The sequence below is a fragment of the Capnocytophaga sp. oral taxon 336 str. F0502 genome (assembly GCF_000411575.1).
GTDB classification, from domain to species: Bacteria; Bacteroidota; Bacteroidia; order Flavobacteriales; family Flavobacteriaceae; genus Capnocytophaga; species Capnocytophaga ochracea.
On sequence record NZ_KE150489.1, the window covers coordinates 189,853 to 216,483 of the forward strand.

Consider the following 26,631-nt stretch of genomic DNA (forward strand, 5'->3'; position numbering starts at 1 on the left):
TTCGTTCTTTCTTCGTTCTTTCTTCGTTCTTTCTTCGTTCTTTCTTCGTTCTTTCTTCGTTCTTTCTTCGTTCTTTCTTCGTTCTTTCTTCGTTCATTGTTCGTCTTTTCTCTATATGCCCGTGCAGGTCGTACCGTCTTTTATTCATTGTAGACCCACTGTAGACCCACTCTTAAGCCAGTCTTTCTTCGCCTGTTGTTCGTTTATCCCATAAGCCTTCTTTAATTTAACCATTAATCACTAACCATTAATAATTAATCTTTATGATTTCAAATTTTTATATATCATTTTTTTATCCTATTTTTGTCGCGAAAAAACACTCTCTCTTTTATCTTTTGAAGAGAGTATAATCACTAAAATTATGTCATTAATCAAATCAATCTCAGGTATTCGTGGTACTATTGGAGGTGTACCCGATGAAAATCTAACCCCTATCGATGCCGTAAAATTCGCTGCCGCTTATGGTACGTGGCTCAAAGAAACCCTCAACAAAGCAAATATAAAGGTAGTTGTAGGAAGAGACGCACGTATTTCGGGCGAAATGATACAGAACTTAGTACAATACACCCTTGTAGGATTAGGCATTAATGTAGTGGATATCGGGCTAAGTACAACTCCTACCGTCGAAGTAGCTGTTACAATGGAAAAAGCCGATGGGGGCATTATTCTCACTGCAAGTCATAATCCTAAACAGTGGAACGCCTTAAAACTTCTCAATAATAAGGGAGAGTTCCTCAGTGCTAAAGAAGGTGAAAGAATTCTAACCATCGCTCAAGAGAACAAAGTGGTTTTTGCTGATGTAGAAGCTTTAGGAAGTATTTCTCACGATAATACCTATATTCAAAAACATATTGAGGCAGTGTTAGGGTTGCTAATATCTTCCACTATCGAAGCCATACGCAATTGTAAATTCAAAGTGGTTGTTGATGCGGTGAACTCCACAGGAGGTATTGCAATTCCAAAGTTATTAGAACATTTTGGCGTAGAAGTAGTTCGTTTGTATTGTGAACCAAACGGACATTTTCCTCATAACCCCGAACCTTTAAAAGAACATTTGGGAGACATCTGCAAAAAAGTACTTGAAGAAAAAGCTGATTTTGGTATCGTAGTAGACCCCGATGTAGATAGATTAGCTTTTATTACGGAAGAAGGTGAAATGTTCGGCGAAGAATATACTCTGGTTGCTTGCGCCGATTATATTTTAGGAAAAACCAAAGGAAATGTAGTCTCTAACCTCTCTTCTTCTCGTGCATTGAGAGATATAGCCGAAAAGTACGGAGTACAGTATGCAGCAGGAGCTGTAGGTGAGGTAAACGTAGTTGCTAAAATGAAGGAAGTGCACGCAATCATAGGTGGTGAAGGCAATGGAGGTATTATCTATCCTGAACTACACTATGGTCGTGACGCTTTGGTAGGTGTAGCGTTATTCCTTTCCTTACTTGCTGAAAGAAAATGCAGTGTAAAGACCTTGCGCAATAGTTATCCTGCTTATTATATGAGCAAGAACAAAATACAACTTACCAAAGACATTAACCCCGATAATATCCTACGTGAAATGCAAAAGAAGTACGCACACGAGCAAATCAATACTATCGATGGCTTAAAGATTGATTTTCCTCAAAGCTGGGTACACTTGCGAAAATCTAATACTGAACCTATTATTCGCATTTACACTGAAGCTAAAAGTCAAGCAGAAGCCGATGAACTTGCTCTGCGTTTCATTGAAGAAATGAAAGCCGTTGCTTTTGTAAAGTAACTGATTCATAATTTACTAATTATTAAAACTCCCTATAAAGCTGTTAGCTTTATAGGGAGTTTTCTATATCTTTTTCTCTAATTCCTTAGAGCTCAAGAGCTTGTTTAGGATTGCTATTCATTAGAATTTCTACAGGATTTTCGAGAGCTTCTTTTACAGCTACTAAAAATCCTACTGATTCACGCCCATCGATGATACGGTGGTCGTATGAAAGAGCGACATACATTACAGGAGCAATCACTATCTGTCCGTTGCGCACGATAGGGCGGTCGACGATGTTGTGCATACCCAAAATCCCTGATTGTGGCGGATTGATGATAGGAGTAGAAAGCATAGAGCCAAACACGCCCCCATTAGTAATCGTAAAAGTACCACCGGTCATTTCATCTACCGTAATTTGTCCATCACGAGCGCGGGTAGCTAAGCGTTTTACTTCGGCTTCCACACCTCTAAACGAAAGGTTCTCGGCATTGCGAATCACGGGAACCATCAAGCCTTTAGGTCCTGAAACGGCTATAGAGATGTCGCAGAAATCGTAAGTTACCTTGTCTTGTCCATCAATCATCGAATTGACATCGGGGAAGAGTTTAAGGGCACGCACGACGGCTAAAGTAAAGAACGACATAAAGCCGAGACTCACATTATGGCGCTCTTTGAAAGCGTCCTTATATTTGGCGCGCAACTCGTAAATAGCCGTCATATCCACCTCATTGAAGGTAGTGAGCATAGCGGTTTCATTCTTAGCACTCACCAAACGTTCGGCTACTTTGCGACGCAACATACTCATCTTAGTACGCACTTCTTTGCGAACGCCACCCGTAGGAGTCCCCATCGAAGGTTTAGAGGCTTTAAGTGCATCATCTTTGGTAATACGACCGCCTTTACCTGTACCCACTACTGCTGATACAGGAATCTCGCGTTCTGCTAATATTTTACGAGCGGCAGGACTTGGAACTTGCTTTGCAGAAGATGTAGGTGCTATAGGAGCTTCCTGTTTAACTGGTTGTGATGGTGAAGTACCTGCTGATGAAGCTCCTGCTGGTGCTTTTGCTTTAGTATCAATCAGGCATACCACTTGTCCTACTTTTACAGCTTCGCCTTCTTCGGCTTTCAGTGTAATGACTCCACTGGCTTCAGCGGGAAGTTCAAGAGTAGCCTTATCGGAATCCACTTCGGCAACAGCTTGGTCTTTGGTTACATAATCACCTGTTTTTACAAGCCAACGGGCTATTTCTACTTCGGTGATAGATTCCCCAGGTGAAGGGACTTTCATTTCCAACATATCGTTTAGTTTTAGGTGTTAGGTATTAGTTATTTCGTCGTTAAAAAGTTTTTCAATTTTGCTAGGAGTCCTTTGCGTTCTTGCTTGTCGTTTTGCAAAAGAGCTTCGAGTTCTTGTCGGTTGAGGGTTATAAGCATATAGTGACCATCGAGTTTTTGTATTTTCTCTTGAGGCAATCGCTCTAAAAAGGTTTGGTAATCGAGTCCATCGAGTACCTCATAAGCATTAGGGTCGTTTTCATCGCCGTTGATGACTACCAAACTAATGCGCCACAACTTTACATCGTCTTGACTGAGGTTTACTTGGGTGAAATCTACAAAAGGCGGATATTCATATGGCAAGATAGTAGGGACGCCCTCTGTAAGAGCATAAGCTCCCATCACCTCTCTTTTATCATTTCTAAAAAACTGCTGACGTGCAATATATGCATCAGGGTGCTCATATAGTTGTTTTTCTATGAGCTGACTAAAGGCTTTTACCTTATCTTCGGCGACTAATAACCCGTTTATCATTTCGTCTGACAAACATATAGGACGGTAGACACCGAACAGATAAGATCCTCCTTTTTCACCTTCATAACATTTGATACCAAATTTAATATCGTTTCTATAATCGTACGTAATGGCATTAGGTTCATAAACCTCTCCTTCTTCATCAACCACTTTGCTACCCAATGCGGTGGCTACTTTGCCAATAAACTCGTACGCACCTAACCAATCGGCTTCGGTACTGGGAGTAAAGACGCGCACACCGTAGTCTTGGGTTTCGGTGTCGTAAGAGACCTCAAAACCGCGACCACTGATGCCTTCTTGTCCCATCAGCATATAGCCCCAATCACTGAGCGGTGCATTCATCACTTGAGAGTAATGCTCGTCGTTATCATCAATAGAGTATTGTACAAATCCCTCACGCTGGAGGTCGAGCAATTGCTGAGGAGTCATTTCTTCAGGTGCTTGTGTGTTTTTAATGTAAAAAGTTCGACTCATTTTTTTAGGTGTTATGTGTTAGAAAGCTGCGTTCCCCATAGGGGTTGAACTTTGCCAAAGTTTGCGACGAATTGCTCGTCGTACTACGATTTAGGTTCATAAGGTGGTATATCTAACTTTTCAGGTTTTCCTTTTAGAGTAACTAAAATCACTCCGTTTTTAGCTTTCTCACCGTATTTTTCAGTAGCTTTTTTGTCTTTTAGCACTACGATACTCTCTACTCTTTTAGGGCTGACATTGTTCATAAAAAGCTTTCCTACTTCAGGATCTGAAAACTCTACATCATTGACAACAACCAGAGGAAAAGCTTTATTAGGATTTTCTATTCCTGATAGGTTATCTTTCTTAGAAGTGTCTTTGCTTTTCTTCAAAGTAATGATAACCACTCCTTTTTCGGCTTTACTGCTACATAAAACAGTAGCAGAAGGATCTTTAAGTGCGCTTTTAAGTACGTTGATATTCTCAATATCATTAGGATCAATTGCGTTTAAAAAGATACTACATATCTTGTTATCGTCTATCAGAACGCCATTCACCACGAACAAGGGTGAATTCTGCTCTCGTGACACAATTTTGGTAACTGTTTTTTGCGCTGATAGTGCATAAGTGGTTATCAGCAATAGTAATGTAATAATTCGTTTCATATCAATTGGTATTTTTAGTTTTTTCTTATTCAAATACAGCCGCGATAGCTTTGTTGTGGCGTTTGCGGTCACGGGTATGGCTACCAGAGGCAGGGGCTGCATAGGCGGGAGTACCTACATAACGCCATTTTACCAAATCGAAATTCATTAGCATATAGCCATAAGCGCCCATATTTTTAGGTTCTTCTTGCGCCCAAATAAAGTCGGTGGCGTGTTTGTACTTCGCTATAATGGTTTTGAGCTGTGTTAGCGGTAGCGGGAACAACTGCTCGATGCGCACTAAGGCTATATCGTCTCTACCAAGTTTTTCGCGTTCAGCATAGAGGTCGTAGTAATAGCGACCAGAGCAAAATACTACGCGTTTTACTTTTTGAGCTTTAGCGAGAAGGTCGTCTAACACCTCTTGGAACTGTCCGCCAGCTAAGTCTTCCACAGTTGAAATCACTTGGGGGTGACGCAATAAGCTTTTAGGAGTGAATATTACCAACGGCTTACGGAAGGTAGTCTTCATTTGGCGGCGTAGTAGGTGGAAAAAGTTAGCGGGGGTAGTACAATTGGCTACATACATATTGTTCTCAGCACAGAGTTGTAAATAGCGTTCTATGCGCGCTGAAGAGTGCTCAGCTCCTTGTCCTTCATAACCGTGAGGGAGTAACATTACCAATCCGTCTTGCACTTTCCATTTGTCTTCACCACAACAGATGTACTGGTCAATCATTATTTGTGCGCCATTAGAGAAATCGCCGAACTGTGCTTCCCATATGGTGAGCGTGCGCGGACTTGCCATTGCATAACCGTACTCATAGCCCAAGACTCCATATTCGGATAACAGCGAATTGTAGATATGGAAAGTACCTGTTGCCAATTGTTTGGTTTTGAGGTCTTGCAAGAAGCATATTTCTTCTTCGGTATCTTCTGTTTTGAGCACAGCGTGACGGTGCGAGAATGTACCGCGTTGCACATCTTCCCCAGTGATACGTACATCGTAGCCCTCAGTAAGGAGTGAACCATACGCCAAGAGCTCTGCCATTCCCCAATCGATATGGTTGTGTGCATATGCCTCTTTACGGTCGGCTACAATCTTCTTCACCTTACTGATAAAAGGTTTATCGGCAGGCAATTCAGTAAGTGCCTTGGCTATTGTGTCGAGTTTTCGTTTGCTAATAGTCGTATCTACCTTTTGTAACATTTGTTTTGGCGATGCTATTTCAAAGCCTTGCCATTCGGTTTGCATAAAAGGCTTTAATATCGTAAGTGGTTCGCGACGAGATGCTTCGAGGTCTGCATCAAGAGTAGCTTTATAAGCGTTCTCTATCTCGGCAACATAACTTTGCTGTATGAGCCCTTCTTCGATTAGCTTCTGTGCGTAAATATTGCGGGGATTGTCGTGCTTACTTATAATTTTGTACAAAAGAGGTTGTGTAAAACGTGGTTCATCGCCTTCATTATGACCGTATTTACGATAGCCAAAGAGATTGATATACACGTCTTTGCCAAAGGCTTGGCGGTAATCGATTGCCAAGAGAAAAGTGCACACTACGGCTTCGGCATCGTCGGCATTTACGTGAAGCACAGGCGAATCGTTCATCTTTGCAATATCGGTACAGTACAACGACGAACGCGAGTCGGCAAAATTAGCAGTGAAACCTACTTGGTTGTTTATCACTATATGCACGGTACCCGCATTGGTGAAGCCTCTCAAGCCACACATCTGCACCGTTTCGTAGACGATACCCTGCCCTGACACAGCAGCATCACCGTGAATGATGATAGGCAAGGCTTGTCGGAAATTCTCTTGACAATAGTGGTCTTGTTTCGCACGAGTAATACCTCCTACAACGGCATCTACAGCTTCGAGATGCGAAGGATTAGGTACCAAATTCATATCTACGGTTTCTCCGGCACGAGTAGTGCGTTGGGTGGTGATACCCAAGTGGTATTTCACATCACCGTCGAACCAATCGTCCATTTCGTAATCCTTACCGTCGAACTCGGAAAAGATATCCTTTGGATTCTTGCCGAACACATTGGCTAATACATTTAATCGCCCACGGTGCGCCATACCGAGTACTACGTGTTTTACGCCTTGCTCGGCAGCAGCTTCCACCATAAAGTCGAGACCTGCGATGAGCGCATCGTTGCCTTCAAGCGAAAAGCGTTTTTGACCTACATACTTAGTATGAAGGAAGTTCTCAAAAGAAGTGGCTTCATTAAGTTTGTTAAGGATCTGCAGTTTTTCTTCCTTAGAAAACTGAGGTTTATTGTGATTTTGCTGTAATCGTTTGGTGAACCAATCGCGTTCTTGGGGATTGTGAATATACTGATATTCTACCCCTATCGACTTACAATAAGTAGTATTCAACGCCTCAATAATTGCACTTAAAGGCGAGGGAGCTAAGCCTATTTCACGAGCAGCATCGAAGGTAGTATTGAGGTCAGCCGTCGTAAGCCCGTAGTTTTCGATAGCCAAAGTAGGTGTATATGGCTCACGAGGACGTAGCGGATTAATTTGTGCGAATAAGTGACCGTAAGTGCGATAACCATTGATGAGGTTAAGCACGGCAAACTCTTTCTTGACAGTTTCGGAAAGCGCAGGGTTTTCGTTACCCACCACTTGTTGTACCATTACAGGTACTGCTTCTTCTACCGGAGTACTGTATTGCTCTTGAGCAAAATCGAAACCTTGAAAGAAAGCGCGCCAACTGGGTTCTACCGCATCGGGGTTTTCGAGATATTTATCATATAAATCACCAAAATAAGCCGTACTTGCGGCATTCAAAAAAGAATACTTATCCATAAAAAGCAATTGTTTCGTTTATTTTTCATTAATGATAGGCAAAGGTAATGTTTTGTTTTGGAATAACCATACTTTTTATGAAATATTTTTAAGATAATGTATTAGTAATTTGGGAATTAGCCAATTAGAAAATTAGCAAATGAAAATTCAGAATAAAAAAGGAATATCTAACCTTATGGAAATCTTAAAAATCAATAAAAATTGAAACTATAAAATAGTTGTGATATTTAAAAATATCAACTCATTAAGCGGATAGTTTTCTTTATATAGATATTATCTATGAGAAATGAGGGAAAAAGAGCCATTTTGGAGGGAGTTTAACCGAAGCTAAAGCGAACCTAAGACGAAGCTAAGACGAACAAAAGACGAACAAAAGACGAAGGAACGCTATTAATAACCTATATATTAGATGTTTATAAGAGCCATTTATGATAGATAAAATCTATTGAAAAGAGGAAATTTAGTAATGTTTATTGTGAAGGCAATTTGCCAATCGCCTCTACAATATAACTAAAAGAAATTGATTATCAAGGTAATCAACTTTGACAAAGGTACAAGCCACACAGGTAACTTTGGCAAAGTGTAGCGACACAAATGAAATTTAAGACTTTTGGAACAGCCTCAATATAGCTCTTGAAATATCTTGGCACTTTTTTTGTAATTATATATTTCTAAAAGATTTGGTTTTTATGAAGAAATACTTTTTTATAGCACTCCTCTGCTGGGGAGGTACTGCTCTTTGGTCTCAAAACAGTGAGGAAATAAGTAAAGAACGCGCTGGTTATGAACAACCTTATCACCCTGAGGAAGACGGTGATGCACGTATTACACAACTGCTAAAACAAGCTAAAAAAGAACACAAAAAAGTGTTGGTGCAAATAGGTGGGAATTGGTGTGTGTGGTGCTTGCGCTTTAACCATTTGGTGACTACTACGCCTGAACTGAAAAGTATTTTGGATAAGAAATATATTTTTTATCACCTAAACTTCTCACCTGAAAACAAGAATGAAAAGGCTTTTAAAAAGTACGGAAACCCTGGCGCACAATATGGTTATCCCTCTTTTTTGATTCTCAACGAAAAAGGAGATGTGCTTTTCACTCAAAAAAGTGAAGATTTAGAATCGGGGAAGGGGTATGACGTGAAGAAAGTAAAGAAATTCTTGCAAGGAAGGTTGTAATTTGCAAATTAGAAAATTAGAGAATTAGCAGATTGTGTTATTGGCTAAATTGACTAATAAGTTTGATAATTTCAACGGCTTGAGTGGCAGGGACGGGATTGGCACCTTTGCCTGTTAAAGCTTGGTAAAGGTCGTTATAAAAAAGCCAATAGTTACCGTGTTGGGCAGTGGTAAACAAACGTTTTTCAAGTGTATGGAGAATGCCATTAGGCTCGGCAACAGAAGGTAGCCACTGAGAGGCTGAAGGGATAGTGCCCGCTACTAAGGCATTTTCTTGTCCGTCGAACCGCTGTTGAAGAAAGGAACCCTTAGTGCCGTGCAAGGTGTACTCCCATTGGCGTTCCAAAGCATAGGTAGTGGATTTAAGGCGGACGCGTAGTTCGTTTTCGTAAAAGAGAATCAGTTCAAAATAATCGTCGGTTTGAGTACCTTTGCGAAGGTAACCCAAATCGGCATATACGTTTTTAGGAGTACCAAATAGCTGGAGTGCTTGGTCTATGAGATGTGCTCCTAAATCGTAGAGAGCCCCTCCCCCACGTTCGGGAGTTTCCTTATGAGCCTTAGCACTAATTTCACTTCGGAAACGGTCGAAGCGCATTTCTACTTCTTTAAGTTCGCCCAGTACACCACTGTTTACTATTTCTTTTACCTTTAAATAATCGCCATCATAACGCCTATTTTGGTAAACGGAAAGCAGCTTGCCTTGTTTTGTAGCCAATGTATTGAGTTCTTCAGCCTGCTCGACAGTAACCGTAAAAGGCTTTTCTACCAATACATTCTTATTTGCTAATAACGCTTCTTTGGCATACTCATAATGGGTTTGCACGGGGGTATTGACCACTACCAAATCTACCGCAGGGTCTTGTAGCATTTCGTTTACTGAGCGATAAAGTTTAGCATCAGGATATAGAGCGTGTGAATCGGAACGATGGCGTTCTACTATCGCATAGAGGTGATACTGTGGGTGTTGTGCTATGAAAGGGGCGTGAAATACCCGTCCACTCATACCAAAGCTGGCAAGGGCTACATTAATAGTCATTAGATAAGTATTTATAATTCTTTTAGGGAATTGATAATGTCCTTCATCTGCTGGTAATTCTTTTCTTTTTTGCTAGCTAACGTCCAAGTAAAAACTTGGTAGTAGGTCTTTTTAGTTTCGACAATAGCCACCACGTAAAAGACTCCGATACCATTGACGGTTTCGGTAGTTTCAACTACTACAGCAGGATATTTATTAATGGTAGTTTCGGTAATTTGTTTATCAGTAGGGCGCATCATCTTGGCTTCTGCCCAACCTTTTTTGCAGATGCTAAAATAGTCCTTTAATCCGAAGGATTTAACAAAGGCTTTTTTGTTTTTAATATGCAAAGAGTCCTTTAATACTTGGTAAAGTACCTCATTAAGCTCCTTGCGGTCTTCATCGATTACTGCAACAAAAAGCTCAGATTTACCGTTGCCATATTGCAGAGAGGCTTCTTCATAAAGATTATTTTGGCTGGTAAGAGAGTTAGGTAGTGTCATTTCATATCTATCTTCAACTTTCACTACTTGAGTGGCTTCAGAGGAGGTATCGCTCACTCTGCAAGCCGTAGCTAAAAGGAAGACAAAGATGAAATACAAGTTACGTTCTAAACGCTTCATCTCTTTCCTAATTTAGTTTTTTCCGCCACAAAAGTATAAATAATTTTTAAACTAATCAACTTTTTAGCAAAAAAATAACACAAATACTTTTTTAGTTGAAAAAAAAGGTTGAATTTTGTACCCGAAAATACAAGAAGATGCTACCGCTGAAAGACACATTAAAACACAAAGGTTTACGGAATCAATTAGCTGATTTATTGAGAGAAAAAGGCATAAAGGACAAGCGTGTATTGGAGGCTATTCGCACGATACCACGCCATTTGTTTATGGACAGCAGTTTTGAAGACCACGCTTACCAAGATAAGGCTTTCCCGATAGAGGAAGGGCAAACTATCTCTCAACCCTATACCGTAGCTTTCCAAACGGAATTGCTACAAGTATCACCTCGACAAAAAGTATTGGAGATAGGTACGGGCAGTGGCTATCAAGCTAGTGTACTGCTATATTTAGGGGTACAGCTTTACACTATTGAGCGACAACAGAAACTCTTTAAGCAAACCCAAAAACTACTCCCCAAACTAATGAATCGTACTGTACATATGTACTTTGGCGACGGTTATAAAGGAATTCCTAACGAAGCGCCTTTTGACCGTATTTTGGTAACGGCAGGCGCTCCTTATGTGCCGAAAGCGTTGCTTGCACAATTGGCGGTAGGAGGACGTTTAGTAATTCCGATAGGAGAAGAAACTCAAACAATGACGCTTTACGAGCGCATATCGGAAAAAGAATTTCACAAGACTACGCACGGGACTTTTCAGTTTGTACCGATGCTAAAAGAGAGGAACTGATGATTAATGGTGAGTGATTAGTGGTGAATGATTAATAATAATTTTATATGAGAACCATTGCTTTTGTTTTACTATCGTTATTGCTGTTTTCGTGTAAAACAGTGCAACGCCCTAAAATGACAGCTCCTATGGATGAAGCTGCTATTAAGACCCTTAATGAAGGAACGTATTATGTATATTCTGAGCCTATGGAAAAACAAGCTCCTTTGTTCTTTCCGCTACTGCCCAAAGAATACCAAGAAACAGCGCTACCTTTAAGTAGGTTTAAACTGCAAGTAAAAGCCGATTCGCTGTACGTGAGTTACCAAAAAGTAAAGGATAGCACCACTAGAATGGTAGCTGGTTTTAAAGGCAAACAGAAGAAGAACTTTTGGCAACGCTATAATAGGTTTAGAATCTATCCGTTTATTCCTATTTATTTAGGAGTAGATATTGATAGAATACGCATAGCTCCTAATAAAGATGGGGATTTGTTAGTAGAAGTCTACAAAGACCGACAAGGTGCGGTTATGTTTGTACAGTTTTTCAATACTTACTACGATACTTTTGTATTTAAAAGAGAAGAACATAATGAATTACCTGAGAAAACTACAACAGAGTGATGAATTTGAATACTGTGAAGGTGCTACCGCCGAAGAAATTCAAATTGTAGAAACATCTTTAGGGGTATTACTCCCTGAAGTGTATGTAAAGTTCTTGAGCGAATGTGGCTCTTGTAACTTTGGGGATACTTATATCAATGGAGTTTACAAAGAAGATGGAATATTATCATATCCAATAATAGAACTCACAAAACAGTTGAGAGAAGAACTCAACCTCCCCGATGATTTTATTGTACTCAATTACGAAATTGACGAATATCTTATTCTGTACAAAGTCTCAAAAACAGATCGCCTCAACGATTCAAAAGTATATGGTGCTGAAATACATTGTAATAAAAACAATGATTTTGTAATGAGCAAACCTACACTTCTATTTAATTCTTTTGATGAATATTTTGAGGATTTCTTAGAATTAGCAGATGATTATTAGTATTGTTAGTAGATTTTAGAAATTTACAAACAAAAAAGCAATGTACGAGAAAATGCACATTGCTTTTTTTATTTATTACTTCTTATTTCTTATTTGTAAAGATTGCGAAGTTCTTTAGCGGTATCCACCATTGCGTGAAGAGCTGCTTTGGTTTCTGGCCAGTGGCGTGTTTTGAGTCCGCAGTCGGGGTTTACCCACAATTGCTCTTTTGGCACTACCGAAATGGCTTTCTTCATCAAGTTGGTCATTTCTTCTTGTGAAGGTACGCGTGGTGAGTGAATATCGTATACCCCAGGTCCTATTTCGTTAGGATATTTGAAGTCGCCAAATACATCGAGGAGTTCCATTTGTGAACGTGAACACTCTATGGTAATCACATCAGCGTCCATATCGGCGATAGCTTCAATCATATCGTTGAACTCAGAATAGCACATATGGGTGTGGATTTGAGTTTCGTCTTTTACGCCTGAAGCTGAAATGCGGAATGCTTTGATTGCCCAATCGAAGTAGGATTTCCACTCACTCTTGCGCAAAGGCAATCCTTCGCGGATAGCTGGTTCGTCAATCTGAATAACTTTGATGCCCGCTTTTTCGAGGTCTACTACTTCATCACGGATTGCTAAAGCTATCTGCAAACAAGTTTCAGAACGCGGTTGGTCATCGCGTACAAACGACCATTGCAAGATAGTTACAGGTCCTGTAAGCATACCTTTTACGGACAATTTGGTAAGCGATTGTGCGTATTTACTCCAGCGTACAGTCATTGGTTCAGGACGAGAAATATCACCAAAGATAATCGGTGGCTTTACGCAACGTGAACCGTAGCTTTGTACCCAACCGAATTTGGTGAAGGTGTAACCTTTGAGCAATTCGCCAAAGTATTCCACCATATCGTTACGTTCAAACTCTCCGTGTACGAGTACATCGATATTGGTATCTTCTTGGAAACGGATAGACTCTTCAATTTCTTTTTCCAATAACTTATCGTATTCAGCTTGGGTGAGTTCTCCTTTTTTGAAACGAGCACGCCAGCTGCGTACCTCGTCGGTTTGAGGGAATGACCCAATAGTAGTTGTAGGGAAAAGAGGTAAGTTTAACGCTTTGTGTTGTGCTACTTTACGCTCGTTGAACGGACTGTGGCGCACATCGTCTTTGGCTGTGATGTTGTTCACACGCTCTTTCACTTTGTTGTCGTGGATAAGCGGTGAAGTTTTACGTGTTTCAGCTGCTTTTTTGTTTTCTTCAAAGGCTACTTTTACCTCAGGTGTTATGTGACCTGTAGCAAGAGCTTGCAAAGTAGTTACTTCTTTTACTTTTTGTTTAGCAAAAGCCAACCATTGCTTGATTTCAGGGGTAAGCACTTTCTCGTTGTTTTCGAGTTCGAGGTTGCAAGGAGAGTGCAATAAAGAGCAAGAAGTAGCTATCAATAGGCGGTCAGCACCGATAGCTTCTTTAGCTTTTTCAATCAATGCTAATGAGTGTTCGAAGTTGTTTTTCCAAATATTACGTCCATCTACTACTCCAAGAGATAATTTTTTATCGGCAGGAAGTGCTTTGAGCACTTTGTCAAGCTGAGCAGCTGCACGCACTAAATCGATGTGCAATACATTGAAAGGCAATGAAACAGCTAATTCGGTATTGTTATCCAATGCTCCGAAGTAGGTAGTGAGGATAAATTCGGTGGTAGGGAATTTGCTTCTTAGCTCGGTATATACCTTTTTGTATACATCGGGAGCGCCTTCAGGAAGGTCGAGAGCTAAGTAAGGCTCATCTATTTGAATAGTTTTAGCACCTGCATCTACTAAACTTCGTACGATTTGTACATACACAGGCAATAGACGCTCAGCCAAGTCTAAGCGGTGGAATCCTTGTTCTTTTTCTTTTCCGAGAAGCAAATAAGTTACCAAGCCGATAAGTACAGGTTTAGTGTCGAAACCGTGTTTTTTAGCCAAGTTGTACTCTTGCAAAGGTTTGTTTACAAGAATTTTGAAAGATTGGTCTTTAGTAAATTCGGGTACGATATAGTGGTAATTGGTATCAAACCATTTGGTCATTTCCATAGCAGTAATATCGATACCATTTTTTTGATAGCCACGTGCCAAAGCGTAATAACGTTCTAAATCACGCAAATGTTTAATTGGTGTAAAACGCTCAGGAATAGCGCTTATTGTAAACGAAAAGTCAAGCATTTGGTCATAAAGAGAGAAGTCGTTAGAAGGAATCAAATCTACTCCTGCTTCTTTTTGTAGTGTCCAGTTATGTACACGAATATTTTCAGCCACAGCTAAGAGTTCTTCTTCTGATATTTTACCAGCCCAGAAAGACTCATTAGCTTTTTTAAGTTCTCGTTTTTCACCGATACGAGGATAACCTAATACGTTTGATTTCATATATTTTTATTGAAATTTTAATTGGGCGCAAAGATATGAAAAATAATATCGGTACACAAATTTTTAATAATAAAAATTGTGTACCGATATGAATTTAGAATATTTTCCTAAGAATAAACTTCAAAACAGAAAAGCTAAAAATATTATCTGTTGTTTATTGTAATACTTCTTTTACTTTATCGGCGGCTTCTTGGAAGAGGATTGCTGAGTGAACCGCTAAGCCTGAATTGTCTAATATTTCTTTAGCAAGCTCAGCATTCGTACCCTGCAAGCGCACTATGATAGGCACTTTGATAGCATCGCCCATATTTTGGTAGGCATCTACTACCCCTTGTGCTACACGGTCGCAACGCACAATACCACCAAAGATATTAATGAGGATAGCCTTTACATTAGGGTCTTTGAGGATAATGCGGAAAGCAGCTTCTACGCGTTTGGCATCGGCGGTACCTCCTACATCAAGGAAGTTAGCAGGTGACCCCCCCGCTTGTTTAATCAAGTCCATCGTAGCCATTGCCAAGCCTGCACCATTTACGATACAGCCCACGTTACCATCGAGAGCAACATAGTTGAGCCCAACGGCTTTAGCTTCTACTTCTACTGGGTTTTCCTCTCGTGTATCGCGATAAGCCGCATACTCAGGGTGACGGAAAAGCGAATTGTCATCAAGAGTTACTTTGGCATCTACTGCCATTATTTTATTATCAGAAGTTTTTAGAACAGGGTTAATTTCAAACAAGCTAGCATCAGAAGATACATAAGCATTGTAGAGTGCTGTTACGAACTTCACCATTTCTTTTTGAGCCTCACCCGTAACGCCTAAGTTGAAAGCAATCTGGCGAGCTTGGAAAGGCAAGAGCCCTACGGCAGGGTCGATTTCTTCGGTGAAGATAAGGTGTGGCGTTTTTTCGGCAACTGCCTCAATATCCATTCCCCCTTCGGTAGAATACATAATCATATTTTTACCTTTGGCACGGTTCAATAGTACCGACATATAGAACTCTTTAGGCTCGCTTTCTCCAGGATAATACACATCTTCAGCGATGAGCACTTGATGTACTTTTTTCCCTGAGGGTGGCGTTTGAGGGGTAACGAGTTGCATACCTATAATTTGAGAAGCGATGGGCTCTACTTGGTCTAAACCTTTGGCTAACTTAATGCCACCTCCTTTTCCGCGCCCTCCGGCGTGCACTTGTGCTTTTACCACATACCACTGAGTATTAGTGGCTTCGGTGAGTTGTTTGGCTGCCTCTACGGCTTCGGTGGGGGTGTGAGCAACGATACCACGTTGTACGCGCACCCCAAAACTCGAAAGGATTTCCTTTCCTTGGTATTCGTGTAAGTTCATACGAGAATGATTTGGTAACTATTTGGCAAAGATACAAAACAATTTATTAATTAGCAATAAATAATGAACAATTTTTAGTGTTAACTTCTTATCTCTTACCTGAAAGTACCTCTTTCGGCACTCCTCCCTTGTGAAGCATAATGGCAGTTGTTTTAAACTCTACAAAGGCTTTAGTTACATATAAATAGCCCTCATAGTCGTTGCGCAAGCCCCAAGAGTTTTTCACGATGTAGTACTCACGTCCGTTTTGGTCTTTGGCAAGCCCTACGATGTGCATTGCGTGGTCATCGGTAGTTTGATAGTTGTCAAAATCACGCTGACGCATCTCGGGGGTGATGGTTCTTTCGGCAGTGGGAGGATTAGAAAAAAGATACAAGGCTTCCTCATTACTCATCTCACTCACTTCTTTTTCAGGCACAAAAGCCACTCCGTTTTTCCAACTGAAATAACGCTCACTCACATCGGCTGCCCACGCTACCGTATAACCTTTTTTAAGAGCGTTGTCAATGGTTTTAGTGAGGTCGGTCATTGCAATATTGTAAGCATAATCAAAGCTCCAGTTATCGGGTACTGCCATAAATACGTTTTTGTAGAGAGGCTGATCGGCATACGATACCATTTCTATATAGTCGGCAGGATTGATACCTACGCGCTCTTTAGCAAAGCTCTGAGGAGTGTACTTTTTACCTTCGTACATAAAACTTTCGGGCACTGCACCTAAATAGGCATCGATGGTTGCTGTGAAAGCAGGTAGCCAGTTAGGGGTGAGTTTTTTCTTCTTTTCACCATTTCTTATCATTCCTTTTAAAAAGCCTTGTAGGATAGCGTGCAGTTCACCAAAATCATTGCGAGTAGTACCATAGTGCAAGCCTGTATAAACATTTTGAGGTACAGCACCATATTTGGCGTACATATTGATTACATCGTGGAGTTCACCTCCTTGTCCGTAATCCAAATTGCCGTGCATACGCACATATTGTTTAGCTTTTTCGATATAACAGTTGCGAGCAGTGAAGATTTCGGCAAGATCGATAGGCTTTTTACCCATACGCTTCATCTCACTTTCTATAAACGAAGCCCCTGCATAGCTCCAGCAAGTGCCACTACTACCTTGGTCTTTCACGTCGGTGCGTTCGAGGTTAATAACGGTAGTAAACTGAAATCCAGCATTAGCCGATTGATTTCCTGCTACCGATCTGATTAGGTCGTCTTGTGCTGTTGCTACAAAAGAAGCACACAGCGCTACAAATAATGTAATGTTTTTCATAAAAAAATACTTTATAATGAAGCGCAAAAGTATAAAACAATTGGCAAAATAGCAAATTTGGCATAGTTATCGCTATAAAAAAGTAAATGCTCAAACAATATGAAACATTTATACTTGTACATATTACTTTTATTAGGGGGATTAGTAGCTCAAGCTCAACCTTTTGAAACACGTAAAAAAGATGAAAAGGTAGTCATTCCGTTAGAAAAATCACCTGAGATAGAGTACAAGGGTAGTCCCATCAATCTGCGGGTAGCTCCTAAAAAAGAGAATAATCCCTGGATGAAGATACCTGAAAAGAGCATTGATTTTACGGGAAAGAGTAATTTGGTACAGCGTAAAATAGAGTTCAAACCTAATTATGAGGTACTCAACGACCATAAACGGGAAGATTATGAAGCCCCAAAAGGCGACCAATTCTTTGGCGACTTCACCAATAATGGAAAGTTTGTAAATGTATATTGTCGCGACTTCGCAGCTATTGATGGCGATCGAGTGAGTTTATATGTGAATGGAGTAGAAGAAGTTCGCGATATTTTTCTTCTTGGAGAGTTCAGAGGTTTTAAAGTAGAATTGAAACCAGGTTTCAACAAAGTAGAGTTTTTAGCGCTCAACCAAGGTGAATCAGGCCCTAATACAGCCGAGTTTATGGTGCTGGACGACAAAGGCAACACCATTATACGCAACCGTTGGGATTTAGCAACAGGCTCGAAAGCACAACTTGTAATTGTAAAAGACCATTAAAGCGAAGAAAATTATTTTTATTTGTTACTTTTTTTAGCTCATATTTTTATAGGAGATTTCCTATAAAGATATGAGCTTTTTTGTAAAATCGTTTAAAGGGGTTTTTGAACAACAATAGCAATAGCGTCTAAGTTCTTTTGGTGTTTTCTAAACGTTTTCTTCATATTCATCACGCGTTTGCGCAAATCGGGATGGGTAAAGAGATTGAAGAAGAATTTAAGCGTGCGGAATATCCCTTCATCTTGCCATACGCGCTTGTTTTCAAGTAAGAGCATTGCGTTGTGCTGTTCTTTCGCCACCTTAAAACCTTGCTCTTCAAAAAGAGCTTTCCACTCACTGGAGGTCATAGGGCGTGCGTGTACACGTATATTGGCACTTAGTTCTTTAAAAACATCGTTTTTCACCTCGTCGCTCACATTGTCTGGCTGTAAACCTAATTCGTGAATAGCGTAATAACCTCCTGGTTTGAGTATTCTAAAAGCCTCTGCTATAATAGCTTTTTTGTGTTCAAGAGGTTGCATAGTGAGCATTGCCTCTCCATACACTTTATTAGCAAAAGCATCGGGAAGTGTAGAAGCTGCGGCATCAGCTACAATCACGCGTGCATTTTCATAGTGAATATTCTTTTTAGCTAAAGCAGCAGCTGCCTCATTCATATCTACTCCTGTATAGCTGAAAGGCTTGTAAGAACAGGCTATATTAGCCGTGAATCCTAAGCCTGGGGCAAACTCTACAATATCATCTTTGGAGGTAATCTCTAAGTTTTTCACTAACCATTCGCTGAGTACTCTTCCTCCTGGGCGCAACACTTTCTTGCCGAGCTTGGCGAGAATCCAGTGCCCTTGTTTTTCATTTAATGATGTTTCTGTCTTCATCGTTTTAATGGTTTTTATAATTTAGGAGACAAAAGTACGAATTTATTTTGAATGTTTCAAAATAAATTAACAAATCTGCTAATTAAAAGAAAGTCGCGCTTGGGCAGTTACTTCTTGTGCTACAAAATTTCCTTCCAAAAACTTATGATAACCTACGATACCTATCATCGCTGCATTATCGGTACAATACTGAAATTTAGGTACAAAGGTTTGCCAACCGTACTGCTTTCCTAAAGCTGTGAGAGCATTGCGAATACCCGAATTAGCCGATACCCCTCCCCCAATAGCCACCTGCTTGATACCTGTTTCTTTTACAGCTTTTTTGAGTTTATTCATAAGTATTTCCACAATAGTGTGTTGCACCGAGGCACAGATGTCGGCTAAATGCTCAGTTATGAAATTAGGATTTTCTTCAGTGTTTTTCTGTACAAAATAGAGAATACCTGTTTTAAGTCCCGAAAAACTGAAGTTGAGACCAGATATTTTAGGTTTAGAAAAACTGAAGGCTTTTGGGTTGCCCTCTTGGGCGTATTTATCTATGAGAGGTCCACCGGGGTAAGGAAGTCCTAATATTTTAGCGGTTTTGTCAAACGCCTCCCCTACTGCATCGTCAAGGGTTTCGCCCAACACTTCCATATCAAAAAAACTGTTTACCTTCACAATCTGGGTATGCCCCCCGCTGATGGTCATTGCAAGAAAAGGAAACTCTGGTTTCGGCTGACCTTCCTCTATAAAATGTGCTAAAATATGTGCCTGCATATGGTTCACTTCAATGAGTGGGATATCTAGACCCATTGCCATCGATTTAGCAAATGAAGTCCCTACAAGCAATGACCCCATTAAGCCTGGCCCTCTGGTAAAGGCAATAGCCGAGAGCTCTTCTTTGGTTATTCCTGCTTTTTTGAGCGCTTGAGCCACTACGGGCACTATATTTTGCAAGTGAGCGCGTGAAGCCAATTCGGGCACTACCCCGCCGTATTGTTTATGCACCTCTTGATTTGCCACCTCATTAGAAAGCACTTTATCATTGCAAAGCACTGAAGCTGAAGTATCATCGCAAGAAGATTCTATAGCTAATATATAGGTATTTTTCATTCTTTTTCAGTTTAAAGTGCAAAAGTAAGGATTATTTGCTAATTTAAAAAATTGTACTTGGTTGTGGAAGTAGCATTAAAATAAAAACTGAAAATTATTTGCTTTATTCATTTTTTATCTCTACATTTGTAGCCTTAAACAACAAATAAATAAAACACTATGAAAGTAACTTACTTAGGTCACGCTTGCGTGAATATAGACATCAATGGGACTCACTTTCTCGTAGACCCTTTTATTAGCCCAAACCCTTTGGCTTCACACATTGATATAAACTCTATCAAAGCGGATTACATTCTCATTACCCACGCCCACGGCGACCATATTGCCGATGTAGGAGCTATTGCCAAACGCACAGGCGCTCAACTGATTACCAATCCTGAAATTCTCGCTCATTTTGAAAAATTAGGGCTTAGTGGTCACGCTATGAATCTCGGAGGCTCTCACCGCTTCGTAGATGGCAAGGTAAAAATAAAGATGATTAAGGCAGAACACTCATCTTCCTTCCCCGATGGTTCTTATGGAGGCAATCCTGCTGGTTTTTTGATTGATTACAACGATAATACTATCTACATTTCAGGAGATACCGCCTTACATTACGATATGAAAATTATTCCTCACCAATACAAGGTGAATTTAGCTATTTTTCCTATCGGCAACAACTATACAATGGGCGTACGCGATGCTCTTACAGCGGCTCGTTTTGTAGAGGTAGGCAATGTGTTAGGTGTGCATTACGACACCTTCCCCGTAATCAAAATTGATAAAGAAGCGGCTAAACGCAAATTCAAAGACGACCACCGTCGCTTACACCTCTTAGAAATAGGTGCTACTCTTGATTTAAAAGATTTGAACATCAGCACGCTTTAAGAAATCTTATCACACGAACTTTGCCAAAGCCATAGAACTTTGGCAAAGTTTTTTTTCATACCTAAAATATCTAACCACTAACAAAAATTTACTAATTTACTAATCTACAAATTGGCTAATTGACAAATTATTCTTACTTTTGCGCCGTTTTTACAAAAGCAAAATATTTTAAACGGAAACAATGAAAAAACTTATCGCCTGCTTATTATCCAATCTTTTACTTTTTACCTCTTACCTCTTACCTCTTACCTTAGAAGCTCAGTCTTTCCAGGTCGCAATGCCTCTCAACACCAAACCTTTGCTCGCAGGTAATTTTGCTGAATTGCGTCCCAACCACTTTCACGGTGGCATCGACCTAAAAACCGAAGGTCGTGAAGGACTACAGGTGTTTGCTGCCGAAGATGGCTATGTGTCTCGTATCAAAGTAAGTCCTTACAGTTATGGCAAAATGTTGTTTATTACTCACCCCAATGGTTATGTAACTACTTATGGGCATTTACAAAAGTACGCCCCTGAAATAGAAGCTTACGTAAAGCAAAAACAATACGAAAAGCAAAGCTATGATATCGATATACTTCTTCCCGAAAAACAATTTATCGTAAAAAAAGGCGATTGGATAGCTCTCAGTGGTAATACAGGCGGAAGTAGAGGTCCTCACTTGCATTTTGAGGTACGCGATATTCACAATAACGGTTGGAATCCTCTGCTTTTTGGTTTTCAAGAAATACAAGACACCACTCCTCCTGATGTATTGCTTGTATATGCTTATTCACTAAGTGATGACGCACAAATAGATAACACTCAGTTGCCACGTCAGCTTAATAAAAATAAACAGATAGACGGCACTTACCTCACCGAGAAAGTTAATGCGATTGGTACTATAGGTTTTGGTATTTTGGGCTATGACCGTCAAGATGAAACAATGCATCGCAATGGTATTTATAAGGTGAGTTTACTTCTAAACGGAGAGACCCAGTTAGAAACTGTCTTTGATAAAGTAAACTATGACGAAACACGTTACCTTAATGCACTTATAGACTACGAACGATATGCACAACACAAAGGGTTTGTACAGCTTTTGTACAAATTGCCTAACAACAAACTCGAATCAGTATATCCTACCTTAAAACCTAATAAAGGTTATCTTACTATTGAAGAAGGTAAACAATACACCGTATCTATTATTGCAGAAGACTTTAAGGGGAATACCACTAAAATCAATATTCCTATTGAAGGCAAACGAGAGCCTTTAAAAACAGCTCGACCAGAACCTAAAGGCAATAAGCAAGTAGTTGCTACTCGTGATAATTATTACGAAATGGAATACGGAAGTGTATACTTTCCCGAAGATACTTTTTATAAAGACTATTTGATGAATATTACTAGCACTAAGGATACTTTAACCGTAGGTAGTTCCTTCATTCCTGCTCAAAAGTTCTTTACTGTAACTATCAAAAGTGACACTTATGCCAATGAGGATACTTCTAAGGTATTTATAGCTCGTTCGAACGGGGGCTATGAACCGACAGTCTATAAAGATGGTGTGTTTACAGCCAAATCGCGTAACTTAGGAAAGTTCTATTTGCGTAAGGATACTATTCCGCCCACTCTTAAGGCAGTGAATTTTAGGAACGGAGGCATTGTGAAAGGTAATACTCTCAAGATTTTAGTAAACGATAATCTTACGGGATTTGAATCTTGTTCCGCCACCCTAAATGGGCAGTGGATTCTCTTTGAATATGAACCTAAAAACCGATGTCTCACCTTTCATTTCAGCGATATTGATACTACCCAAACCAATAGATACGAACTCATTGTAAACGCCAAAGACAGAGTAGGCAACGTAGGAACTCTGAAAGCCAACTTTACAAAACTAACGACAAACAATTAACGACTAATAACTAATAGCTATATGAAACATATCATTTTTACAGAAAAAGCGCCAGCACCCATTGGTCCTTACACACAAGCCGTAAAAGCTGGCAACACGCTCTACGTATCAGGGCAAATACCGGTAAATCCTGCAACGGGAGAAGTAGTAAAAGGCATAGAAGCCGCTACCAAACAAGTAATGGAAAATCTCAAAGCTATCCTTACCGAAGCAGGAGCTACTTTTGAGAATGTAGTAAAAACTACTATTTTCTTAGCCGATATGGGGCAGTTTGCACAAGTAAATAGCGTATATGCGCGCTATTTCAACGAAGCAACAGCACCTGCACGTGAAACCGTACAAGTAGCACAACTGCCTAAATCCGTAGAAGTAGAGATTTCTTGTATTGCTGTATTGTAGTAATGCTGTGTAGAGACAAAAAAGCTGTATAGCGAAACGCTATACAGCTTTTTTTATGGTATTATTTACAAGCTAAACCATTTCTGCTACTTTTATAACATCTAAGTGTTTAGCAACATTTTTAATAGCACTATGTCTATTCTCCATATCTGATAGAAGGAATTTGTATATAAAAAAAGTGTGTCTCAGCAGTAGTTTAGTACCAATACTACAATACCAAGTAATAGCATTTTTTAAAAGTAAAAGATAAAAAATAAAAGATAAATTGAAACTTGAACAAATGATGAAGGGAGGAAGTCGCAAAGGCAGATGGGTAAATTAAGGAGGTTGCTTATACAAGGCTTAAACGATAAACGAACAATGAGTGGCTCTACAGTGGGTCTACAGTGGCTCTACAGTGGCTCTACAGTGGCTCTACAGTGGGTCTACAGTGGCTCTACAACGAACAAAAGACGAACAAAAGACGAACAATGAACGAAGATAAGATGAAGATAAGAGGAAGATAAAATAGAGACAAGGTGAAATTAAAATGGAGCTTGATAAAATCGGAATTGTAGCGTTTTTGAAAAAATAATTTTTCTTGCTTCATTGTTAATTACTGATTATTTTGTACTTTTGTCGCTTTGAGTGCTAACCATTGTTTACTGATGAAAAAACAAATTACCAATACTGTACTAATGGTGCGCCCTGTGCGCTTCCGTATGAACGAAGAAACCGTTGTGAACAACTATTTCCAAGAGGAAATGGATTTGAAGAACGAGGAAATCAATCGCCAAGCGCAACAAGAGTTTGATGCCTTTGTGCATAAACTACGTGAGGTAGGAGTAAAAGTGATTGGCGTAGACGATATTTACGAGCAAAACACTCCTGATTCGGTATTTCCGAATAATTGGATTACCTTTCACCAAAATGGCAACGTAGCAATTTACCCTATGTTTGCCGAAAATCGGCGTCGTGAGCGTCGTGAGGATATTTTGGACAAAGTAGAGGAAGAAGGTTTTCTCATCGAAAATGTGTATGACTATACTGATGCTGAGCAAGAAAACATCTTCTTGGAAGGTACGGGGGCTATGGTGCTAGACCGTGTGCATCGCAAGGCTTATTGTGCGCTCTCGCCCCGCGCTGATGAGGAACTATTTATTGAGTTCTGTGAAGATTTTGAGTATACGCCTGTAATTTTCAAAGCTTACCAAAAGGTAGATGGTAAGCAAGTACCTATCTATCATACCAATGTGATGATGGCTTTAGGTGAAAATTTTGCGGTGGTGTGTTTAGATACCATCACCGACAAGAGTGAGCGCAAGAACCTTTTGCATCACCTAAAAGAAGACAAGAAAGAGATTATCAGCATCACCCCTGAACAGATGTGCCAGTACGCAGGCAATATGTTACAAGTGCAGGGTAAGGACAGTACTTATTTGGTGATGAGTGATGCCGCTTATAACGCCCTTACCCCTCAACAGATACAGACGATTGAGAAATATACCCAGATACTCCACAGCAATTTAGAAACTATTGAGACTTGTGGAGGAGGCAGTGCGAGGTGTATGCTAGCAGAAGTGTTTAATCCACGTAATTAGGTAACAAGTAAAAAAATGGACAAAAAAGAATATATCAAAAGTAAAATTAGAGATATTAAAGATTTTCCAAAAGAGGGAATTATCTTCAAAGATATTACACCATTACTAATGGATGTGAAAGCAGGGCAATATGTAATCGACTTGCTGGTGGAGAACCTGCACGGACAGAAAATAGACAAAGTAGTGGGTATGGAAAGTAGAGGTTTCTTCTTCGGAATGTTGCTTGCACAACGATTGGGGGCTGGCTTTGTACCGGTACGCAAAAAAGGGAAATTACCTTATAAAACACTCTCACAAACCTACGATTTGGAGTACGGGCAAGACGTATTGGAAATTCACGCAGACGCTATTATAAAAGGTGAAAAAATCCTTATTCACGACGATATCCTCGCTACCGGTGGTACTGCTGAAGCGGTAGTAAAACTTGTAGAACGCCTCGGTGGCGATATTGTACAACTAGATTTCTTGATGGAACTGCATTTTCTGAACGGCAGAGAGAAACTCAAAGGACACCCTGTGTATAGCATTTTATAAGAATTAGAAGTTAATAATTAGAGCGAGACCTAAATTTCAACTCCTAAAATATAACTTCTGTATTTCAGTAGGTTATATTATATTAAGTGAAAAAATGTGTTAAATAATTTCGTCACTTAAATAAAAACTCCTACATTTGCACGAATAAAAACAAAACAAGTAATGAAAATAAAGAATTACATTCTATATATCACTTTATTTGTAACCTCACTCATTCCTCTACAAGGTTTTGCAACTGAAAGTGAGGAAGGAGAGCCTTTTCAAATCAACGATTTGATTGATGAACACATCAACGATTCACACGATTTTCACTTGTTTGATTATAAAGGGCACACTTATTCGTTACCCTTGCCTATCATTCTTTATACCGATAAAGGATTAGTGACTTTCCTATCGAGTGCCTTCCATCACGACAACAAAGGTACGGTAGTAGTAGATAAAGACGGACAGCGATTTGTGCGCTACAAAGAAGATATTTACTACGCAAATGCTGATACACCTCTCTCTTTCAACGAGAAAGGAGAAGTAACCAATACACGTCCGTTGAACTTTTCTATTACTAAGAACGTGTTTTCATTGCTTTTAGTATCGGTATTGATGGTGCTCATCTTCACCTATATGGCACGTTCTTACAAGAAGAACCCCAAAGCCCCTAAAGGCTTAACAGGAGTTTTAGAACCTATAGTGCTTTTTGTGCGCGATGAGATAGCGATTCCTAACATAGGCGAAAAGTACTACAATAGGTATATGCCTTATTTGCTTACTGTGTTTTTCTTGATTTGGATAGGAAACCTCTTCGGATTAATTCCGTTTTTCCCTTTTGCTGGTACGGTAACTAACAATATTCTTTTCACAGGTATGTTGGCTATCTTTACCCTTATTCTCACCTTATTTAGCAGTAACAAACACTATTGGAAGCATATTTTTGCTCCCCCAGGAGTTCCTACCTGGATATTACCAATTATGATACCTATTGAAATGTTGAGCGTTTTTACTAAGCCTTTTGCCTTGATGATACGTTTATTTGCCAATATGACGGCAGGGCACATCATTGTACTGAGCTTGATTTCACTCATTTTCATCTTTGGAACGGTGTATATATCGCCTGTGTCGATAGTTTTTACCTTGTTTATCTGTATCTTGGAGCTATTGGTAGCTGTTTTGCAAGCCTATGTGTTTACATTGCTATCAGCTTTGTTTATAGGACAGGCAGTGGAAGAAGAACACTAATCAATTGATAATTAACAATTGACAATTAACAAGTAACTAATTAATTTTATACATATGGTTTTAGCAGGAATTGGGGCTGGATTAGCAGCCATTGGAGCTGGAATCGGTATTGGTAAAATTGGTGCTTCTGCTGTTGAAGGAGTAGCACGCCAACCCGAAGTGTCTTCAAAAATTCAAACTGTGATGATTATTGCTGCAGCACTTATTGAAGGGGTAGCCCTTTTTGCTGTGGTAGTAGCACTCATCGCAAAATAGGACGACAAAACCGTTGTGCAACGGTTGGTTACACAACGGTTTTATAAAATTA

Annotated in this window: 24 protein-coding genes; 13 read left to right on the forward strand and 11 right to left on the reverse strand. The window is 39.8% G+C overall.

Annotation, left to right across the window (positions count from 1 at the left end; translation table 11 throughout):
* Window positions 1-361 precede the first annotated feature (361 nt).
* Window positions 362-1,756 carry a phosphoglucosamine mutase gene (glmM, locus tag HMPREF1528_RS04265; protein ID WP_016478773.1) on the forward strand — a complete coding sequence of 465 codons (1,395 nt, stop codon included), beginning with the start codon at window positions 362-364 and terminating at the stop codon, window positions 1,754-1,756.
* A gap of 85 nt (window positions 1,757-1,841) precedes the next feature.
* On the opposite strand, the gene odhB is transcribed toward glmM, so the two are convergent.
* The 4 genes from odhB to HMPREF1528_RS04285 all read right to left on the reverse strand — a co-directional run bounded on the left by odhB (window position 1,842) and on the right by HMPREF1528_RS04285 (window position 7,465).
* A complete protein-coding gene (gene odhB / locus HMPREF1528_RS04270; RefSeq protein WP_016478774.1) occupies window positions 1,842-3,038 on the reverse strand; it encodes a 2-oxoglutarate dehydrogenase complex dihydrolipoyllysine-residue succinyltransferase in 1,197 nt (398 codons plus the stop codon).
* 29 nt (window positions 3,039-3,067) lie between these two features.
* Window positions 3,068-4,024, reverse strand: coding sequence for a DUF4299 domain-containing protein (locus HMPREF1528_RS04275; protein ID WP_016478775.1), 957 nt, complete (start codon window positions 4,022-4,024; stop codon window positions 3,068-3,070).
* 83 nt (window positions 4,025-4,107) lie between these two features.
* A complete protein-coding gene (locus HMPREF1528_RS04280) occupies window positions 4,108-4,668 on the reverse strand; it encodes a TonB-dependent receptor plug domain-containing protein (protein WP_016478776.1) in 561 nt (186 codons plus the stop codon).
* Between the two features lie 25 nt (window positions 4,669-4,693).
* Window positions 4,694-7,465, reverse strand: coding sequence for a 2-oxoglutarate dehydrogenase E1 component (locus HMPREF1528_RS04285; protein WP_016478777.1), 2,772 nt, complete (start codon window positions 7,463-7,465; stop codon window positions 4,694-4,696).
* Window positions 7,466-8,154: 689 nt separating this feature from the next.
* On the opposite strand from HMPREF1528_RS04285, the gene HMPREF1528_RS04290 reads away from it, so the two are divergent.
* On the forward strand, window positions 8,155-8,643 hold the full coding sequence (locus tag HMPREF1528_RS04290; RefSeq protein WP_009411346.1) for a thioredoxin family protein: 489 nt from the start codon (window positions 8,155-8,157) through the stop codon (window positions 8,641-8,643).
* 37 nt (window positions 8,644-8,680) lie between these two features.
* On the opposite strand, the gene HMPREF1528_RS04295 is transcribed toward HMPREF1528_RS04290, so the two are convergent.
* Window positions 8,681-9,682 carry a Gfo/Idh/MocA family oxidoreductase gene (locus tag HMPREF1528_RS04295; protein ID WP_016478778.1) on the reverse strand — a complete coding sequence of 334 codons (1,002 nt, stop codon included), beginning with the start codon at window positions 9,680-9,682 and terminating at the stop codon, window positions 8,681-8,683.
* 11 nt (window positions 9,683-9,693) lie between these two features.
* Window positions 9,694-10,284, reverse strand: coding sequence for a hypothetical protein (locus tag HMPREF1528_RS04300; RefSeq protein WP_016478779.1), 591 nt, complete (start codon window positions 10,282-10,284; stop codon window positions 9,694-9,696).
* Between the two features lie 137 nt (window positions 10,285-10,421).
* Between HMPREF1528_RS04300 and HMPREF1528_RS04305 the strand changes: the two genes are divergently transcribed.
* From HMPREF1528_RS04305 to HMPREF1528_RS04315, 3 genes are read left to right on the forward strand one after another with little or no spacing between them, the layout of a single operon-like run.
* Window positions 10,422-11,072 (forward strand): protein-L-isoaspartate(D-aspartate) O-methyltransferase, encoded by a 651-nt coding sequence (locus HMPREF1528_RS04305; protein ID WP_002671501.1) that lies wholly within the window; start codon window positions 10,422-10,424, stop codon window positions 11,070-11,072.
* Between the two features lie 47 nt (window positions 11,073-11,119).
* On the forward strand, window positions 11,120-11,674 hold the full coding sequence (locus tag HMPREF1528_RS04310; RefSeq protein ID WP_016478780.1) for a hypothetical protein: 555 nt from the start codon (window positions 11,120-11,122) through the stop codon (window positions 11,672-11,674).
* Window positions 11,643-12,104 carry an SMI1/KNR4 family protein gene (locus HMPREF1528_RS04315; protein ID WP_016478781.1) on the forward strand — a complete coding sequence of 154 codons (462 nt, stop codon included), beginning with the start codon at window positions 11,643-11,645 and terminating at the stop codon, window positions 12,102-12,104. The genes HMPREF1528_RS04310 and HMPREF1528_RS04315 overlap by 32 nt, the downstream gene beginning before the upstream one ends.
* 89 nt (window positions 12,105-12,193) lie before the next feature.
* On the opposite strand, the gene metE is transcribed toward HMPREF1528_RS04315, so the two are convergent.
* The 3 genes from metE to HMPREF1528_RS04330 all read right to left on the reverse strand — a co-directional run bounded on the left by metE (window position 12,194) and on the right by HMPREF1528_RS04330 (window position 17,109).
* Window positions 12,194-14,494 (reverse strand): 5-methyltetrahydropteroyltriglutamate--homocysteine S-methyltransferase, encoded by a 2,301-nt coding sequence (gene metE, locus HMPREF1528_RS04320; RefSeq protein ID WP_016478782.1) that lies wholly within the window; start codon window positions 14,492-14,494, stop codon window positions 12,194-12,196.
* Between the two features lie 154 nt (window positions 14,495-14,648).
* Entirely contained in the window at window positions 14,649-15,842 is a 1,194-nt protein-coding gene (gene sucC / locus HMPREF1528_RS04325; RefSeq protein ID WP_016478783.1) for an ADP-forming succinate--CoA ligase subunit beta, read from the reverse strand.
* 88 nt (window positions 15,843-15,930) lie between these two features.
* Window positions 15,931-17,109, reverse strand: coding sequence for an aminopeptidase C (locus tag HMPREF1528_RS04330; RefSeq protein WP_016478784.1), 1,179 nt, complete (start codon window positions 17,107-17,109; stop codon window positions 15,931-15,933).
* Between the two features lie 99 nt (window positions 17,110-17,208).
* On the opposite strand from HMPREF1528_RS04330, the gene HMPREF1528_RS04335 reads away from it, so the two are divergent.
* Window positions 17,209-17,853 carry a hypothetical protein gene (locus HMPREF1528_RS04335; RefSeq protein WP_016478785.1) on the forward strand — a complete coding sequence of 215 codons (645 nt, stop codon included), beginning with the start codon at window positions 17,209-17,211 and terminating at the stop codon, window positions 17,851-17,853.
* Between the two features lie 92 nt (window positions 17,854-17,945).
* On the opposite strand, the gene HMPREF1528_RS04340 is transcribed toward HMPREF1528_RS04335, so the two are convergent.
* Both HMPREF1528_RS04340 and tsaD read right to left on the reverse strand, forming a co-directional pair.
* Window positions 17,946-18,728 (reverse strand): class I SAM-dependent methyltransferase, encoded by a 783-nt coding sequence (locus tag HMPREF1528_RS04340; RefSeq protein ID WP_016478786.1) that lies wholly within the window; start codon window positions 18,726-18,728, stop codon window positions 17,946-17,948.
* A gap of 78 nt (window positions 18,729-18,806) precedes the next feature.
* Entirely contained in the window at window positions 18,807-19,823 is a 1,017-nt protein-coding gene (tsaD, locus tag HMPREF1528_RS04345) for a tRNA (adenosine(37)-N6)-threonylcarbamoyltransferase complex transferase subunit TsaD (protein WP_016478787.1), read from the reverse strand.
* Between the two features lie 159 nt (window positions 19,824-19,982).
* Between tsaD and HMPREF1528_RS04350 the strand changes: the two genes are divergently transcribed.
* The 7 genes from HMPREF1528_RS04350 to atpE all read left to right on the forward strand — a co-directional run bounded on the left by HMPREF1528_RS04350 (window position 19,983) and on the right by atpE (window position 26,579).
* The gene (locus HMPREF1528_RS04350; protein WP_016478788.1) at window positions 19,983-20,690 is read left to right on the forward strand and encodes a metal-dependent hydrolase; all 708 of its coding nucleotides are present in this window, start codon (window positions 19,983-19,985) and stop codon (window positions 20,688-20,690) included.
* A 181-nt stretch (window positions 20,691-20,871) separates the two neighbouring features.
* Window positions 20,872-22,581, forward strand: coding sequence for a M23 family metallopeptidase (locus HMPREF1528_RS04355; RefSeq protein WP_016478789.1), 1,710 nt, complete (start codon window positions 20,872-20,874; stop codon window positions 22,579-22,581).
* Between the two features lie 21 nt (window positions 22,582-22,602).
* Window positions 22,603-22,980 (forward strand): RidA family protein, encoded by a 378-nt coding sequence (locus HMPREF1528_RS04360; RefSeq protein WP_016478790.1) that lies wholly within the window; start codon window positions 22,603-22,605, stop codon window positions 22,978-22,980.
* 647 nt (window positions 22,981-23,627) lie between these two features.
* On the forward strand, window positions 23,628-24,560 hold the full coding sequence (gene ctlX / locus HMPREF1528_RS04365; RefSeq protein WP_016478791.1) for a citrulline utilization hydrolase CtlX: 933 nt from the start codon (window positions 23,628-23,630) through the stop codon (window positions 24,558-24,560).
* Between the two features lie 15 nt (window positions 24,561-24,575).
* The gene (locus HMPREF1528_RS04370; protein WP_016478792.1) at window positions 24,576-25,094 is read left to right on the forward strand and encodes an adenine phosphoribosyltransferase; all 519 of its coding nucleotides are present in this window, start codon (window positions 24,576-24,578) and stop codon (window positions 25,092-25,094) included.
* A 162-nt stretch (window positions 25,095-25,256) separates the two neighbouring features.
* Window positions 25,257-26,324 (forward strand): F0F1 ATP synthase subunit A, encoded by a 1,068-nt coding sequence (gene atpB / locus HMPREF1528_RS04375; RefSeq protein WP_016478793.1) that lies wholly within the window; start codon window positions 25,257-25,259, stop codon window positions 26,322-26,324.
* Window positions 26,325-26,378: 54 nt separating this feature from the next.
* Window positions 26,379-26,579 carry an ATP synthase F0 subunit C gene (atpE, locus tag HMPREF1528_RS04380; RefSeq protein WP_002671466.1) on the forward strand — a complete coding sequence of 67 codons (201 nt, stop codon included), beginning with the start codon at window positions 26,379-26,381 and terminating at the stop codon, window positions 26,577-26,579.
* Window positions 26,580-26,631: the final 52 nt, after the last annotated feature.

Excerpts from the sequence above, each read along its gene's own strand:
- glmM (WP_016478773.1), top strand. The coding sequence starts at position 362 with ATGTCATTAATCAAATCAATCTCAGGTATTCGTGGTACTATTGGAGGT.
- odhB (WP_016478774.1), bottom strand. The coding sequence starts at position 3,038 with ATGTTGGAAATGAAAGTCCCTTCACCTGGGGAATCTATCACCGAAGTA.
- HMPREF1528_RS04275 (WP_016478775.1), bottom strand. The coding sequence starts at position 4,024 with ATGAGTCGAACTTTTTACATTAAAAACACACAAGCACCTGAAGAAATG.
- HMPREF1528_RS04280 (WP_016478776.1), bottom strand. The coding sequence starts at position 4,668 with ATGAAACGAATTATTACATTACTATTGCTGATAACCACTTATGCACTA.
- HMPREF1528_RS04285 (WP_016478777.1), bottom strand. The coding sequence starts at position 7,465 with ATGGATAAGTATTCTTTTTTGAATGCCGCAAGTACGGCTTATTTTGGT.
- HMPREF1528_RS04290 (WP_009411346.1), top strand. The coding sequence starts at position 8,155 with ATGAAGAAATACTTTTTTATAGCACTCCTCTGCTGGGGAGGTACTGCT.
- HMPREF1528_RS04295 (WP_016478778.1), bottom strand. The coding sequence starts at position 9,682 with ATGACTATTAATGTAGCCCTTGCCAGCTTTGGTATGAGTGGACGGGTA.
- HMPREF1528_RS04300 (WP_016478779.1), bottom strand. The coding sequence starts at position 10,284 with ATGAAGCGTTTAGAACGTAACTTGTATTTCATCTTTGTCTTCCTTTTA.
- HMPREF1528_RS04305 (WP_002671501.1), top strand. The coding sequence starts at position 10,422 with ATGCTACCGCTGAAAGACACATTAAAACACAAAGGTTTACGGAATCAA.
- HMPREF1528_RS04310 (WP_016478780.1), top strand. The coding sequence starts at position 11,120 with ATGAGAACCATTGCTTTTGTTTTACTATCGTTATTGCTGTTTTCGTGT.
- HMPREF1528_RS04315 (WP_016478781.1), top strand. The coding sequence starts at position 11,643 with ATGAATTACCTGAGAAAACTACAACAGAGTGATGAATTTGAATACTGT.
- metE (WP_016478782.1), bottom strand. The coding sequence starts at position 14,494 with ATGAAATCAAACGTATTAGGTTATCCTCGTATCGGTGAAAAACGAGAA.
- sucC (WP_016478783.1), bottom strand. The coding sequence starts at position 15,842 with ATGAACTTACACGAATACCAAGGAAAGGAAATCCTTTCGAGTTTTGGG.
- HMPREF1528_RS04330 (WP_016478784.1), bottom strand. The coding sequence starts at position 17,109 with ATGAAAAACATTACATTATTTGTAGCGCTGTGTGCTTCTTTTGTAGCA.
- HMPREF1528_RS04335 (WP_016478785.1), top strand. The coding sequence starts at position 17,209 with ATGAAACATTTATACTTGTACATATTACTTTTATTAGGGGGATTAGTA.
- HMPREF1528_RS04340 (WP_016478786.1), bottom strand. The coding sequence starts at position 18,728 with ATGAAGACAGAAACATCATTAAATGAAAAACAAGGGCACTGGATTCTC.
- tsaD (WP_016478787.1), bottom strand. The coding sequence starts at position 19,823 with ATGAAAAATACCTATATATTAGCTATAGAATCTTCTTGCGATGATACT.
- HMPREF1528_RS04350 (WP_016478788.1), top strand. The coding sequence starts at position 19,983 with ATGAAAGTAACTTACTTAGGTCACGCTTGCGTGAATATAGACATCAAT.
- HMPREF1528_RS04355 (WP_016478789.1), top strand. The coding sequence starts at position 20,872 with ATGAAAAAACTTATCGCCTGCTTATTATCCAATCTTTTACTTTTTACC.
- HMPREF1528_RS04360 (WP_016478790.1), top strand. The coding sequence starts at position 22,603 with ATGAAACATATCATTTTTACAGAAAAAGCGCCAGCACCCATTGGTCCT.
- ctlX (WP_016478791.1), top strand. The coding sequence starts at position 23,628 with ATGAAAAAACAAATTACCAATACTGTACTAATGGTGCGCCCTGTGCGC.
- HMPREF1528_RS04370 (WP_016478792.1), top strand. The coding sequence starts at position 24,576 with ATGGACAAAAAAGAATATATCAAAAGTAAAATTAGAGATATTAAAGAT.
- atpB (WP_016478793.1), top strand. The coding sequence starts at position 25,257 with ATGAAAATAAAGAATTACATTCTATATATCACTTTATTTGTAACCTCA.
- atpE (WP_002671466.1), top strand. The coding sequence starts at position 26,379 with ATGGTTTTAGCAGGAATTGGGGCTGGATTAGCAGCCATTGGAGCTGGA.